The following is a 16,133-nucleotide window of genomic DNA, read 5'->3' as shown; positions in this document are numbered from 1 at the left end:
CACCCCCTCTGAGCTGCCATTTAGGGGCGCGTCGGGCCACCTAGGGGTTGTCGCTAGGGGACAACCGTCCATAGCGTCGCCAGCAGTTGCGATCAGTGCCGAAGTCGCGTGTCCCGTGCTTGCGTGGAGGTTGCCTTGACATCGGTCTCGCCGGATTCGCCGGACCGGGAGCGGGCACGGGGAAATGCGGGCCGGGTCGCGGTCATCGGTATTTCCTGCCGTTTTCCCGGTGCGCCCGACCGTGTCGCGTTCTGGCGTTCGCTCGTCGCCGGGACCGACTCCGTCGGGCCGGTCCCCGAGGGCCGCTGGGACCTCGACGCGCTCGCGGGCGCGCTGCCCGAGGCCGCCCTGCGCGGCGGGTTCGTCGACGGGGTGGACCGGTTCGACGCCGCGTTCTTCGGGGTGGCGCCGCGCGAGGCCGCGGCCATGGACCCCCGCCAGCGGTTCGCGCTCGAACTGGGCTGGGCGGCGGTCGAGGACGCGCGCGTGCGCCCCGCCGACCTGCGCGGCACCCGCACCGGCGTCTTCCTCGGCACCACCTGGGACGACTACGCCGAGCTCAGCGGCCCCGCCGCCGACCACCACGCCGCCGCGGGCCTGAACCGGGGCATGATCGCCAACCGGCTCTCGCACGCCCTGGGCCTGACCGGGCCCAGCGCCGTGGTCGACACCGGGCAGTCCTCCTCGCTGGTCGCGGTGCACCTGGCCTGCGAGTCGCTGCGCGTGGGCGAGTCCGACACGGCGCTCGCGGGCGGCGTCAGCCTCAACCTCGCCACCGGGTCCACCCTGCGCATGGCCCGCTTCGGCGCGCTGTCCCCGAACGGCCGGATCGCGGTGTTCGACGAGGCCGCGGACGGGTTCGTGCGCGGGGAGGGCGGTGCGATCGTCCTGCTCAAGCCGCTGGACGCCGCGCTCGCGGACGGCGACCCGGTCCACTGCGTCATCGGCGGCAGCGCCGTCACCCACGACGGCGACCAGGAGGCGCTCACCGTCCCCAGCGCCGCCGCCCAGCGCGAGGTGGTCCGCCTCGCCCTGGCCGAGGCCGGGATCACCCCGGACGACCTCGGCTACGTCGAGCTGCACGGCACCGGCACGCCCGTCGGCGACCCGGTCGAGGCCGCCGCGCTCGGCTCCGTCGCCGGGGACCGCGCGACCGCGCTGCCCGTCGGGAGCGTCAAGACCAACATCGGCCACCTCGAGGGCGCGGCGGGCATCGCCGGGCTGGTCAAGGCCGCGCTCGTGGTCAAGCACGCCACGCTCGTGCCGACCCTGCACCACCGGGCCCCGGGGCCGGACCTGGCGGGGTTGAACCTGGTGGTGCAGCGGGAGACCGCCGCCTGGGAGCCGACCGCCGCCGGTGTGTCGTCGTTCGGCATGGGCGGCGCGAACTGCCACGTCGTGCTCCTGCCCGCCCCCGAGGCCGCGCCCCGGACCGCTCGACCCGAGCCCGCCGGTCTGCACGACGGATCGGTCGTGCCGTGGGTGCTCTCGGCCAAGTCCGAGGCCGCCCTGCGCGGCCAGGCCGCGGCCCTGGACCAGGGCGACCCCCTCGACACCGGGCTCTCGCTGGCCCGCCGCACCGCCTTCGCGCACCGGGCGGTCGCGTTCGGGGCCGGTGGGCTCGCCGCGCTCGCGGCGGGGGAGCCGTCGGCCGATCTCGTCACCGGGACCGCCCGCGCGCGGCGCCCGGTCTTCGTCTTCCCGGGCCAGGGTTCGCAGTGGACCGGGATGGGGCGCGAGCTGCTGGCCTCGTCGCCGGTGTTCGCGGCGCGGTTCGCCGAGTGCGCCGCGGCGCTGGCCCCGCTGGTCGACTGGGACCCGGTGGCCGCGCTGGACACCGAGATGTCCGAAGTGGACGTCGTGCAGCCGCTGCTGTGGGCGGTCATGGTGTCGCTGGCCCAGGTGTGGCGGGCGGCCGGGGTCGAGCCCACCGCCGTCATCGGGCACTCGCAGGGCGAGATCGCGGCCGCGTGCGTGGCGGGCGGGCTGTCGCTGGCCGACGGCGCGAAGCTGGTGGTGCTGCGGGCCAGGGCGATCGCCGACTCGCTGGTCGGGCGGGGCGACATGGTGGCCGTCGCGCTGGGCGAGGCCGCCGCCGCCGAGCTGGTCGCGGACTGGCCGGGGGTCGGGATCGCGGTGGTCAACGGGCCGTCGTCGGTCGTCGTCTCGGGCGAGAACGCCGTGCTGGACGCCTTCTGCGCCGCCGCCGTCGCCGCCGGAGTGCGGGCCCGCCGGGTCCCGGTCGGCTACGCCTCGCACTCGGCCCAGGTCGAGGTGCTCCGGGAGCGGCTGGCCGGGGACCTGGCCGGGGTCGCCCCGCGCTCGTCGGAGATCCCGTTCTTCTCCACCACCACCGGCGCCGAGGTCGACACCGCCACCCTCGACGCCGGGTACTGGTACCGCAACCTGCGCGGCACGGTCCGCTTCGCCGACGGCGTCGCCGCCTACGACGACGCCGTGTTCATCGAGGTCAGCCCGCACCCGGTGCTGACCGCGGGCGTCACCGACGCGGGCGCGGCCGCGCTGGGCACGCTCGTGCGCGACCAGGGCGGGACCGCCCGGCTCGCGCACGCGCTGGCCGAGGCGCACGTCGTCGGCGTCGAGGTCGACTGGGAGGCGTGGTTCGCCGGGTCCGGCGCGCGGGAGACCGACCTGCCGACGTACGCGTTCCAGCGCAAGAGCTTCTGGGTCGACACCCCGACCGGCGGCGCGCCCCGCGCCCTCGCGCCCGCGCCCGAACCGGTGGTCGAACCCGGCTTGGACCTGCTGCGGCTGGTCCGCGCGCACACGGCCGTGGTGCTGGGCCACGACGGCCCCGCCGACGTCGACCCGGACCAGACCTTCCGCGACCTCGGCGTCGACTCCCAGGCCGGGGTGCGGCTCGCCACCCGGCTGGGCACTGCCGCCAGCGCGCTGTTCGACCACCCGACCCCCGCCCGACTGGCCGCGCACCTGGGCACGACCGAGCCGGGGGAGACCGAGCCGGAGCCGGTCGCGGCGACCGACGAGCCGATCGCCATTGTCGGGATGGGCCTGCGGCTGCCCGGCGGGGTCGACACGCCCGAGGCGTTCTGGGACCTGCTGACCAGTGGGACCGACGCCATCGGCGGGTTCCCCACCGACCGGGGCTGGGACCTGGCCGCGCTGGCCTCGAACGACTCGGACGACCCGGACGCCCCCCGCCCGGTGACCGGCGGGTTCCTGCACGGCGCGCCGGAGTTCGACGCCGCGTTCTTCGGGATCTCCCCGCGCGAGGCGCTGGCGATGGACCCGCAGCAGCGGCTGCTGCTGGAGGCCTCCTGGGAGGCGGTCGAGCGGGCCGGCCTGGACACCGCCGCGCTGCGCGGGTCGCGCACCGGGGTGTTCGTCGGCGCGATGGCGGGGGAGTACGGGCCGCGGCTGCACGAGGGCGCGGACGGCGTGGAAGGGCACCTGCTGACCGGCACCACCGGCAGCGTGGCCTCCGGCAGGCTGGCCTACGCCTTCGGCTGGCACGGCCCGGCGATCACCGTCGACACCGCGTGCTCGTCGTCGCTGGTCGCCCTGCACATGGCGGTGCGGTCGCTGCGCTCGGGGGAGTGCTCGCTGGCCCTGGCCGCCGGGGCGGCGGTCATGTCCGGGCCGGGGATCTTCGTCGAGTTCGCCCACCAGCGCGGCCTGTCCCCGGACGGGCGCTGCAAGGCCTTCGGCGACGGCGCGGACGGCACCGGCTGGGGCGAGGGCGTGGGGGTGCTCGTCGTCGAACGGCTCTCCGACGCCCGCCGCAACGGCCACGACGTCCTGGCCGTCGTGCGCGGCACGGCGGTCAACTCCGACGGCGCCTCCAACGGCCTGACCGCGCCGAACGGCCAGGCGCAGCAGCGGGTCATCCGCGACGCGCTGGCCGACGCCGGGCTGCGGGCCTGCGACGTGGACGCGGTCGAGGCCCATGGCACCGGGACCGCGCTGGGCGACCCGATCGAGGCCGGGGCGCTGCTGGCGGCCTACGGCCGGGACCGGGAGACGCCGCTGTGGCTGGGGTCGCTCAAGTCGAACATCGGGCACACCCAGGCCGCCGCGGGTGTCGCCGGGATGATCAAGATGGTGTTGGCGCTGCGGAACGGCACGCTGCCCAAGACGCTGCACGCGGACCCGCCGTCCTCCCGGGTCGACTGGTCGGCCGGGTCGGTGCGGCTGCTGAGCGAGGCGCGGCCGTGGGACTCGGCGGTGCGCCGGGCCGGGGTGTCGTCGTTCGGCATCAGTGGGACCAACGCGCACGCGATCATCGAGCAGGCCCCGGCCGCGGTCGTCGCCGAGCGGCCGCAGAGCGCTGTGGCGCCGTGGGTGCTGTCGGCCGCGTCGCCGGAGGCGCTGCGGGCGGTGGCGACCAACCTGCTGGACGTCGACGCGGGCCACGACGAGATCGGCGCGGCGCTGGCGGTCCGGGCCCGGTTGGAGCACCGCGCCGTCGTCGTCGGCGACGCCCAGCGGCTGCGCGCGGGGCTGGCGGCGGTCGCGGCGGACGAGCCGTCCGCCGACGTCGTCACCGGCGCCGCCGGGTCGGCGCGGGCCGTGTTCGTGTTCCCCGGCCAGGGTTCGCAGTGGGTCGGGATGGGGCGCGAACTGCTCGCCGACCCGGTGTTCGCGGGCCGGATGGCCGAGTGCGCGGCGGCGCTGGGGCCGTTGGTGGACTGGGAACTGCTGTCGGTGCTGGACGATGCCGAGGCCCTGGAACGGGTCGACGTGGTGCAGCCCGCGCTGTGGGCGGTCATGGTGTCGCTGGCCGAGGTGTGGCGGGCGCACGGGGTCGAGCCCGCCGCCGTCGTGGGGCACTCGCAGGGTGAGATCGCGGCCGCGTGCGTGTCCGGCGCATTGTCTCTTGAGGACGGTGCGCGGGTCGTCGCGCTGCGGTCGGCGCTGATCGCGGCTGAGCTGTCCGGGCGCGGTGGGATGGTGTCCGTGCCGCTGCCGGTGGCGCGGACCCGGGAGCTGATCGGCGACGGCCGGGTCGGGGTCGCCGCGGTCAACGGGCCGAACGCCACCGTGGTCTCCGGCGACGCCGACGCACTCGACGAGCTGGTGGAGCTATGCGCGGCACGCGACATCCGCGCCAAGCGGGTGCCGGTCGACTACGCCTCGCACTCCGCCCACGCCGAGGCGATCGAGACAGACCTCCTGGCGGCGCTGCGAGGACTCGCGCCCCGCGCGGGCCGGGTGCCGCTGCACTCGACGGTGACCGGGACCGCGCTGACCGGCGCGGAGGTCGACGCCGCCTACTGGTACCGCAACCTGCGCCAGACCGTGCTGTTCGACGACGTCGTCACCGCGCTCGCCGGGGCGGTCTTCGTCGAGGTCAGCCCGCACCCGGTGCTGGTGTCGGCGATGGCCGGGCCCGCGGTGGGCACGCTGCGCCGCGACCAGGGCGGCCTCGACCGCTTCCTGCTCTCGGCGGGCGAGGCGCACACGCTCGGCGTCCCGGTGGCGTGGGGGAACCGGTTCGCGGGCGTACCCCGGGCCGACCTGCCCACCTACCCGTTCCAGCGCGAGCGCTACTGGCTGATGCCCACCGCGTCGGCCCCCCGGTCCGACGGCAGGCAGTACGAGGTCGACTGGCGCGCCCTGCCCCAGGGCCCGGCGCGGCTCGACGGGACCTGGCTGGTCCTGGCCCCCATGAACGGGGACGCGGCCGGGGACACCGCCGCCGGGCACGTCGCCGCGCTGGCCGCCGCCGGGGCGTCGGTGCACCGCGTCGAGATCGACCCGGTGGCGATGACCAGGGACAACCTGCGCGAGCTGCTGCGCGCCGTCGTCGAGCCGGACCTGACGGGCGTCCTGGTCGCGGTCGGTCCGCGCGAGCGGCCCGCGGCGCACCTGCTGGCCGGGCTCCTGAGCCTGGTGCAGGCGTGTGGTGACGCTGAGCTGTCCGCCCCGCTCTGGGTGGCCACGAGCGGCGCGGTGGCGGTCCCCGGCGACCCGGCCCCGACGCCCGCGCTGGCCGCGGTGTGGGGCATGGGCCGTGTTGCCGCCCTGGAGCACCCGGAGCTGTGGGGCGGTCTGGTCGACCTGCCCGCCGAGGTCGACGAGGCGTCGGGGCGCGCGCTGGCCGCCGTCCTGGCCTCTGGAGTGGAGGACCAGGTCGCGATCCGCGCGGGCGCCGCCCACGGGCGACGGCTCGCCCCTGCCCGACCCACGGCCGGGAAGCGCTGGCAGCCCCGGGGCACCGTGCTGGTCACGGGCGGAACGGGGGCGCTGGGCGCGCACGTCGCCCGGTGGCTGGCCGGGAACGGCGCCGATCACCTCGTGCTCGTCAGCAGGCGCGGCCTGGCCGCCGAGGGCGCGGCCGACCTGGTCGCCGAGCTGACCGGGCGCGGGCCGCGGGTCACCGTCGCCGCCTGCGACGTGGCCGACCGGGACGCGCTGGCGGGCGTCCTCGCCGAGGTCGACGACCTGACCGCCGTGGTGCACGCGGCGGGCGCGCTGGACGACAGCGTGATCGCCGCGCTGACCCCGGAACGGGTGGCGGGAGTGCTGGCCGCGAAGGTCACCGGCGCGGAGAACCTGCACGCGCTGACCGAGGGCGACCCGGACCTCGACGCCTTCGTGCTGTTCTCGTCGCTGGCCGGGGTGCTCGGCGTCCCCGGGCAGGGCAACTACGCGCCGGGCAACGCCTACCTCGACGCGCTGGCGCTGCGCCGCCGGGAGGCCGGGCTGCCCGCGCTGTCGATCGCGTGGGGGCCGTGGGCCGGGGACGGCATGGCCGCCGGGGGCTCGGTGGGCGACCGGCTGCGCCGCCACGGCGTGCTGCCGATGGCGCCGGAGCGGGCCGTGGCGCACCTCGACGGCGCGTTCGGCACCGGGACCATGGTCGCCGAGATCGACTGGAAGCGGCTGCTGCTGGCGTTCACCGCGTCCCGCGACTCGGCGCTGATCAGCGAGCTGCCCGCCGTGCGCGACGCCACGGCCGCGGGCACGCCCGCCATGCCCGCGAGCGGGCTCGCCGCCACCCTCGACGGCCTCGACCCCCGGGCGCGCCGCGAACGGGTCCTGGACCTGGTGCGCGGCCAGGTCGCCGCCTCGCTGAACCTGCCCGCCGGGCGGACCGTCGAGTCCGGCAAGGCGTTCCGCGACCTCGGCTTCGACTCGCTCACCGGCGTGGAGCTGCGCAACCGGCTCGGCCGGGCCACCGGGCTCACGCTGCCCAGCACGCTCGTGTTCGACTTCCCCACGACCGACCACCTCGTCGCGCACCTGCTGGACCAGGTCGCGCCCGCCGACAGCGACCCGGCTGACCCGGCTGACCCGGCTGACCCAGCCACCGCCCCGCCGCCCGCCACCGCGCGGACCGCCACCGAGGCCGACCCGGTGGTCATCGTCGGCATGGCCTGCCGCTACCCGGGCGGGGTGCGCGACCCGGAGGCGCTGTGGCAGCTCGTCCTCGCGGGCGGCGACGGCATCGGCGGGTTCCCCACCGACCGGGGCTGGGACCTCGACCCGGCCGCGGTGACCACCTCCGGCGGCGGCTTCCTGCACGACCTCGCCGACTTCGACGCCGACTTCTTCGGGATCTCCCCGCGCGAGGCGCTGGCGATGGACCCGCAGCAGCGGCTGCTGCTGGAGACCTCCTGGGAGGCGGTGGAGCACGCGGGCATCGACCCGGTGACGCTGCGCGGCAGCCGGACCGGGGTGTTCATCGGCGCGACCTACCAGGACTACGTCTCCCGGCTGGCCACCGCGCCCGCCGAGCTGGCGGGCCACCTGCTCATCGGCAACACCGCCAGCGTCGCCTCCGGGCGGGTGTCCTACGCGCTGGGCCTGGAAGGCCCCGCCATCACCATCGACACCGCGTGCTCCTCGTCGCTGGTCACCCTGCACATGGCGGTGCAGGCGCTGCGCTCCGGCGAGTGCTCGATGGCCCTGGCGGGCGGCATCGCGCTGATGGCCTCGCCGCACATGGTCGAGGAGTTCTCCAAGCAGCGCGGCCTGGCCGCCGACGGCCGCTGCAAGGCCTTCGCCGACGGCGCGGACGGGTTCGGCGCCGCCGAGGGCGTCGGTGTGCTGCTGGTCGAGCGGCTCTCCGACGCCCGCCGCAACGGGCACGAGGTCCTCGCGGTCGTGCGCGGCACGGCGGTCAACTCCGACGGGGCGTCCAACGGGCTCACCGCGCCCAACGGGCCGTCGCAGCAGCGGGTCATCCGCCAGGCGCTCGCGGGCGCGGGCCTCACACCGTCCGATGTGGACGCCGTGGAGGCGCACGGCACCGGCACCGCGCTGGGCGACCCGATCGAGGCGCAAGCCCTCGCGGCGACCTACGGGCGCGATCGCTCGACCCCGCTGCCGATCGGCTCGGTCAAGTCCAACATCGGCCACACCCAGGCGGCGGCGGGCGCGGCCGGGGTGATCAAGATGGTGCACGCGCTGCGCCACGGCGTCCTCCCGCGCACCCTGCACGCCGACACCCCGTCGACCCGCGTCGACTGGACCGCGCTGACCCCGCTGGCCGAGCGGCGCGACTGGCCCGAGGTCGACCGCGCCCGCCGGGTGGGGGTCTCCTCGTTCGGCATCAGCGGCACCAACGCCCACGTCGTGCTCGAGCAGGCCCCCGACGAGCCCGCGCCCGCGCGCGTGCCCGCCGAGGCCGTGCTGCCGTGGGTGTTGTCCGCGCACAACCCCGCCGCCCTGCGCGCCCAGGCCGCCAAGCTGCTGTCCACCCTGGATGGCGCGCCCGCCGACATCGCGTGGTCGCTGGTCACCTCCCGCACCGCCTTCCCGCACCGCGCCGCCGTCGTCGGGTCCACCGAGGCCCAGTTGCGGGCCGGGCTCGCCGCGATCGCCGACGGCCGGGCCCCGGTGTCCGGCCGCGCGGTCGAGGGCCGCACGGCGTTCGTGTTCTCCGGCCAGGGCTCGCAGCGGATCGCGATGGGCGCGCGGCTCAGCGAGCGCTTCCCCGTCTTCGCCGACACGTTCGACACCGTGTGCGCGCGGTTCGACGCGCTGCTCGGCGTCCGCCTCAAGGACAAGATCGCCACCGACGAGGTGGGTGAGACCGTCTACACCCAGGCGGCCCTGTTCGCCGTCGAGGTGTCGTTGTTCGCGCTGCTGGAGTCCTGGGGCGTGCGCGCCGACGTGCTGCTCGGCCACTCCATCGGCGAGCTGGTCGCCGCGCACGTGGCCGGGGTGTTCTCGCTCGACGACGCCTGCGCCGTGGTCGCCGCGCGCGGCCGCCTCATGCAGGCGCTGCCCGCGGGTGGGGCGATGACCGCCATCCGCGCCACCGAGGCCGAGGTGCTGCCGCTGCTGACCGACGGGGTCAGCCTGGCGGCGGTGAACGGGCCCGCGTCGGTCGTCGTCTCCGGTGTCGCCGAGGAGGTCGAGGCCGTCGCGGCCCGCTTCCCCACGACCAAGCGGCTCGCCGTCAGCCACGCCTTCCACTCCGCGCTGATGAACCCGATGCTCGCCGAGTTCCGCCGGGTCCTGGAGACGGTGTCCTACCGCGAACCCCGGGTGCCCGTCGTGTCCAACCTGACCGGCCGCGTCGCCGACCGGCTCACCGACCCGGCCTACTGGGTCGAGCACGTGCGCGGCACCGTCCGGTTCGCCGACGGGGTCGCCGCGCTCGACGGGTTGGGCGTGGTGCGCCGGGTCGAGGTCGGCCCGGACGCCGCGCTGACCCCGATGCTGGCCGAGGCCGACACCGCCTGCGTGCCGGTGCTGCGCTCGGGCCGCGACGAGGTCGAGGCCGCGGTGACCGCGCTGGCCACCCTGTTCGCCGAGGGCGCCGGGGTGCACTGGGAGGCGGTGTTCGCCGGGCTCGACGTGCGCAGGCTGCCGCTGCCCACCTACGCGTTCCAGCGCGCCCGCTACTGGCTCGACGACGACCGCGCGCCCGCCGACCCGTGGCGCTACGAGGTCTCCTGGACGCCGCTGAGCACCGGTCCGGCCGCGCTGACCGGGCGCTGGGCCGTCGTCGGCGACGGCCCGCTGCGCGCCGGGGTCGAGACCGCGCTGACCGAGGCGGGCGCGGAGGTCGCAGGCGGGGTCGCGCCGGGCCTGACCGGCGTGGTGTCGCTGCTGGCGCTGGACGAGTCGCCCGCCGCACCCGGTGTCTCGAATGGACTGGTCCGCACGGTCGAGCTGCTGCGCGAGGCCGAGTGCCCGGTGTGGTGCGTGACCTCGGGCGCGGTCGCGGTCGCCCCGGACGAGCGGCCCAGCCCCGCGCAGGCCGCCGTGTGGGGCCTGGGCCGGGTCGCCGCGCTGGAGCACCCCGACCGCTGGGGCGGGCTGGTCGACCTCGCCGAGGGCTTCGCCGGGCGGGCGCTGGCGTCGGTGCTGGCCGGGTCGGAGGACCAGGTCGCGCTCCGGCCGGGCGGGGTGTTCGGGCGCAGGCTGGCCCGTTCCGCCGCGCGCGGCGCGGCGTGGTCGCCGTCGGGGACCGTGCTGGTCACCGGGGGCACCGGCGGACTCGGCGCGCACGTCGCCCGCTGGGCCGCCGCGCACGGGGCCGAGCGGCTGGTGCTCACCAGCCGCCGCGGCGGTAGCGCCGAGGACTTCGCCGACCTGGGCGTGCCGGTGTCGGTGGTGGCCTGCGACGTGTCCGACCGGGACGCCGTCGCCGGGCTGCTGGCCGGGATCGACGACCTCACCGCCGTCGTGCACACCGCCGGGGTGCTGGACTTCGCGCCGCTGGCCGAGGTCGACACCGAGCACCTGGCCGGGCTGTTCGCGGGCAAGGCCGCGGGCGCCGACCACCTCGACGAGCTGACCGGGGACAACACAGCCCTGGACGCCTTCATCGTCTTCTCCTCCGTCGCCGGGATCTGGGGCAGCGGCGGGCAGGCCGGGTACGCCGCCGCCAACGCCCACCTCGACGCCCTCGCCCAGCGCCGCCGCGCGTCCGGCCGCCGGGCCACCGCCCTGGCCTGGGGCCCGTGGGCCGACGGCGGCATGGTCGACGCGGACACCGCAGGCCGCCTGTCCCGGCTCGGCCTCACGCCGATGGCCGCGGACCGGGCCGTCACCGCCCTGGCCTCGGCCGCCGACCAGGTCGTCGCCGACGTCGACTGGGCCACGCTCGCCGGTGTCCTGGCCAGCTCCCGGCCGCAGCCCCAGCTCGCCGACCTCGCCCCCGCGCCGGAGGCCCCCTCGGCGCCGGTCGGGGAGATCGACACCGCCGGGCTGCTGGACGTGGTGAGCGCGGAGGTCGCGGCCGTCCTGGGCCTGGGGCCCGCGGCGGCCGTCGAGCCCGACCGCGCCTTCCGCGACCGCGGGTTCGACTCGCTGATGGCCGTGGAGCTGCGCGACCGGCTCTCCGCCCGGCTCGGGGTGCGGCTGTCGAGCACCGTCGTGTTCGACCACCCGAGCCCCGCCGCGCTGGCCGACTTCCTCGCCGAGACCCTTGGCGGCCCGAGCACGACGCCCGAGACCGAGACCCGCGCGGTGGTCGACGACGACCCCGTCGTCATCGTCGGCATGGCCTGCCGCTACCCCGGCGGCGTCGACTCCCCGGCCGCGCTGTGGGACCTCGTCGCCGAGGGAGCCGAGGGCGTCACCGGCTTCCCCGGCGACCGCGGCTGGGACCTCGACGGCCTCTACGACCCCGACCCGGCCAACCCGGGCACCAGCTACGTGCGCGACGGCGGGTTCCTGGCCGGGGCCACCGACTTCGACGCGGACTTCTTCGGGATCTCCCCGCGCGAGGCGCTGGCGATGGACCCGCAGCAGCGGCTGCTGCTGGAGACCTCCTGGGAGGCGCTGGAGCGGGCGGGAATCGACCCGTCCGGCCTGCGCGGCGTCCGGGGCGGGGTGTACGTCGGCATGGCCGCCTCCGGCTACGACGCCGCGGCGACCACCGTCCCCGAGGGCGTCGAGGGCTACCTGCTCACCGGCAACACCGCCAGCGTCGCCTCCGGCCGCATCGCCTACACCCTGGGCCTGGAGGGCCCGGCGGTGACCGTGGAGACGGCGTGCTCGTCGTCGCTGGTCGCGCTGCACTGGGCGCAGCAGGCGCTGCGGTCCGGCGAGTGCTCGATGGCGCTGGTCGCCGGGGTCGCGGTGATGGCCGCGCCGACGACGTTCGTGCAGTTCAGCAGGCAGAACGGGCTGTCGCCGGACGGGCGCTGCCGGTCGTTCGACGCCGCCGCCGACGGCACCGGCTGGGCCGAGGGCGTGGGCGTGCTCGTCGTCGAACGGCTCTCCGACGCCCGCCGCCAGGGCCACCGGGTGCTCGCGGTGGTCAAGGGCTCGGCGATCAACCAGGACGGCGCCTCCAACGGCCTCACCGCGCCCAACGGGCCCGCCCAGCAGCGGGTGATCCGCTCCGCGCTGGCCGCCGCCGGGCTGGCCGCCGCCGACGTGGACGCTGTCGAGGCGCACGGCACCGGCACGACGCTGGGCGACCCGATCGAGGCCCAGGCGCTGCTGGCGACCTACGGGCAGGACCGGTCCGAGCCGCTGTACCTCGGCTCGCTCAAGTCCAACATCGGCCACGCGCAGGCGGCGGCCGGTGTCGGCGGTGTGATCAAGATGGTGGAGGCCATGCGGCGGGGCGTGCTGCCCCGGTCCCTGCACCTCGACCAGCCCACGCCCGAGGTCGACTGGGAGGCTGGCGCGGTCCAGCTCCTCGGCCAGGCCCGGGAGTGGCCGTCGGTGGACCGGCCGCGGCGGGCCGGGGTGTCGTCCTTCGGCATCTCCGGGACCAACGCGCACGTGATCTTGGAGCAGGCCCCGGACGAGGACCCCGCCGAGCCGGGCGCCGCCGGCCCGTGGGTGCTCTCCGCCCGGACCGCCGAGGCGCTGCGGGCGCAGGCCCGCGACCTGCTCGCGGTTATGCCTGATGACCCTGCAGGCAACGCCGACATCGCGTTCACCCTCGCCTCGGCGCGGGCGCGGTTCGAGCACCGGGCGGTGGTGGCCGGTGGCGACCAGCGCGCCGCGCTGGCGGCGCTGGTCGACGGGCTGCCCGCGCCGAACCTGGTGGTGGGCGAGGCTCCCGGCACGCGTCGGGCCGTGTTCGTCTTCCCCGGTCAGGGCGCGCAGTGGGTCGGGATGGGGCTGGGCCTGGCGCGGGAGTCCGAGGTGTTCGCCGCCCGGTTGGCCGAGTGCGCCGCCGAGTTGGGCGAGTTCGTCGAGTGGGACCTGATGGACGTGCTGGGCGACGCCGCCGCGTTGGAGCGGGTTGACGTGGTGCAGCCCGCCCTGTGGGCGGTGATGGTGTCGCTCGCCGCGCTGTGGGAGTCGCACGGGGTCGTGCCCTCTGCTGTGGTGGGGCACTCGCAGGGCGAGATCGCCGCCGCGTGCGCCGCCGGGGCGCTGTCGCTGCGCGACGGGGCCCGGGTGGTGGCGCTGCGGTCGAGGCTGATCGCGGCGACGCTGGCCGGGAACGGCGGGATGGTGTCGGTGCCGCTGCCGGTCGACGAGGTGCGCGGGCTGATCCTGCCGTGGTCGCACGAGGTCGGCGTCGCCGCTGTCAACGGGCCGTCGTCCACTGTGGTCTCCGGTGCGCCCGAGGCGCTGGCGGAGATCCTGGAGCGCTGCGAGGTCGAGGGCATCCGCGCCAAGCGCGTGCCCGTCGACTACGCCTCCCACTCAGACCAGGTCGAGGCGCTGGAGGCCGACCTGCTCACCGCCCTGGACGGCGTCGAGCCGCGCGCCGGCCGGGTGCCGGTGCACTCGACGGTGACCGGCGAGGTGCTGACCGGCGCGGAGATGGACGCCGCCTACTGGTACCGCAACCTGCGCCAGACCGTGCTGTTCGACGACGTCGTGACCGCGCTCGATGGGGTGCTGTTCATCGAGGTCAGCCCGCACCCGGTGCTCGTGTCGGCGATGGCGGACGGGGCCGTGGGCACGCTGCGCCGCGACCAGGGCACGGTCGAGCGGTTCGCGCTGTCGGCCGGTGAGGCGTTCACCCGCGGCGTGTCCGTCGACTGGGCCGGGTGGGGCGCCGGGCGCGCCGTCGACCTGCCGACCTACCCGTTCCAGCGGCAGCGCTTCTGGTGGGACGCGCCCAGGGCCGCCGCCGCGAGCGGGGTCGACGACCGGTTCTGGGACCTGGTCACCTCCGGGGACGTGGCGGGCCTGGCGGGGACGCTGGCCGTCGAGGACCAGGAGCCGCTGGCCGCCGTGCTGCCGGTGCTGTCCTCGTGGCACCGGCGCCGCACCGAGCGGTCCACCGCCGACTCTTGGCGCTACGGCATCACCTGGCGCCCGCTGCCCGAGCCCTCGGGGACGCCGCTGGGGACCTGGCTCGTCGTCCTGCCGACGGGCTTCGGGGACCACCCCGTCGTCAGCCGCGTGCTGGACGCGTTCGCCGAGCGCGGGCCGGTGGAGACGCTGGTCCTGGGCGACCGGGAGTGCGACCGCGCGCTGATCGCCCCCCGGCTGTCCGCTGTGGACGGTGTGGTGTCGTTGCTGGCGTTCGCCGAGCGCGATCACGCCGAGCACCCCGGGTTGCCCGCCGGGCTCGCCGCGCTGGTGGCCCTGGCGCAGGCGCTCGGTGACTCCGGCAGCACCGCGCCGTTGTGGTGCGTCACCCAGGACGCGGTGGCCGCTGTCGATGGCGACGCCGTCGCCGCTCCCGCCCAGGCGCAGACCTGGGGCCTGGGCCGCGTCATCGGCCTGGAGCACTCCGACCGGTGGGGCGGTCTGGTCGACCTCCCCGCGACCGTGACCGACGCGGACACCGACCGCCTGCTCGCCGCGATCGCCGACGCGGGCGAGGACCAGGTCGCGCTGCGCGACCGCGCCTTCGGCCGCCGGATGAGCCGGGTCCCGACCGGGGACGGGGCCACCGCCGAGTGGACCGCGCACGGCACCGTCCTGATCACCGGCGGCACCGGCGGCCTCGGCCCGCACATCGCCCGCTGGGTCGCCGACCGGGGCGCGGACCACCTCGTGCTCACCAGCCGCCGGGGCGCCGACGCCCCCGGCACCGCCGAGCTCGCCGCGGAGCTGGCCGAGCGCGGCGTCACCGTCGAGGTCGTGCGCTGCGACATGGCCGACCGCGACTCGGTGGCCGCCCTCGTCGACGGCCTGTCCACCCCGGTCACCGCCGTGGTGCACGCCGCCGCCTACATCGCCCTGGAGTCGCTGGCCCGCACCACCGTGGCCGAGGTCGCCAAGGTCGTCGGGGCCAAGGTGCTCGGCGCGACCCACCTCGACGAGCTGCTGACCGGGCACCCGGTCGAGACCTTCGTGTTCTTCTCCTCGATCGCGGCCATGTGGGGCAGCGGCGAGCACGGCGCGTACGGGGCGGCCAACGCCCACCTCGACGCGCTGGCGCACAACCGGCGCGCCCGCGGCCTGCCCGCCACCTCGATCGCCTGGGGTGTGTGGGACGCGGTCAACGAGACCGACCCGGACGACATCGAGTGGCGGGCCGTGCTCAACAAGCGGCTGCGCCGCCAGGGCCTGCCCGCGATGGACCCGGCCAAGGCGCTGCTGGGGATGCGGCACGCCCTCGCCGCCGACGACACCTACGTCGCCGTCGCCGAGATCGCCTGGGACAACTTCGCCACCGTGTTCACCTCGGTGCGGCCCAGCCCGCTGCTCTCGGAGCTGCCCGACGCGCTCGCGGTGACCGCCCGCAACGCCGCCGAGGCCGCCGCCCGGCAGTCCGCCGACCGGGCCGAGACCGCCGACCTGGGGCAGCGGCTGGCCGGCCTCGACGCGCCGGGGCGCCGCGCGCTGTTGCTGGACCTGGTCCGCGCGCAGGTCGCCGCCGTCCTCGGGCACACCTCGCCGGACTCGGTGCAGACCGCGCGCGGCCTGCTCGACATCGGGTTCGACTCGATCACCGCCGTGGAGCTGCGCAACCGGCTCGGCGCCGCCGCGGGCCGCAAGCTCCCCGCGACGCTGATCTTCGACTACCCCACGGTCGAGGCGATCGCCGAGCACCTCGACGAGCAGTTCCCGTCGACCGCCCCCGCGGGCTCGCTGCTCGACCAGCTCGTGGGCCTGGAGGCTGCTGTGTCCACTGTGGCCGAGACCGAGCGGACGGCGGTGGCCCAGCGGTTGGAGGCGATGCTCGCGCTGGTGCGCGGCGGCGACCCGGACGCCGATCTCACCGACGCCAGCGCCGACGAGCTGTTCGACATCATCCGCACCGAGTTCGGCAAGTCGTGACGGAGGCCAGGGCATGACCAACCCCCAGCACGAGA

The 16,133-nt window shown here is 76.6% G+C and carries 1 protein-coding gene; it reads left to right on the top strand.

Features of this window, described 5'->3' with window-relative positions; genetic code table 11:
- Positions 1 to 135: 135 nt before the first annotated feature.
- Positions 136 to 16,098, top strand: a complete 15,963-nt coding sequence (locus GCL84_RS30015) for a type I polyketide synthase (protein ID WP_235926221.1) — start codon at positions 136 to 138, stop codon at positions 16,096 to 16,098.
- The last annotated feature ends 35 nt before the right edge of the window (positions 16,099 to 16,133 follow it).

The organism is Actinokineospora pegani (genome assembly GCF_009745975.1).
Lineage (GTDB): Bacteria > Actinomycetota > Actinomycetes > Mycobacteriales > Pseudonocardiaceae > Actinokineospora > Actinokineospora pegani.
This window is presented reverse-complemented; position numbering and strand designations above follow the sequence as displayed.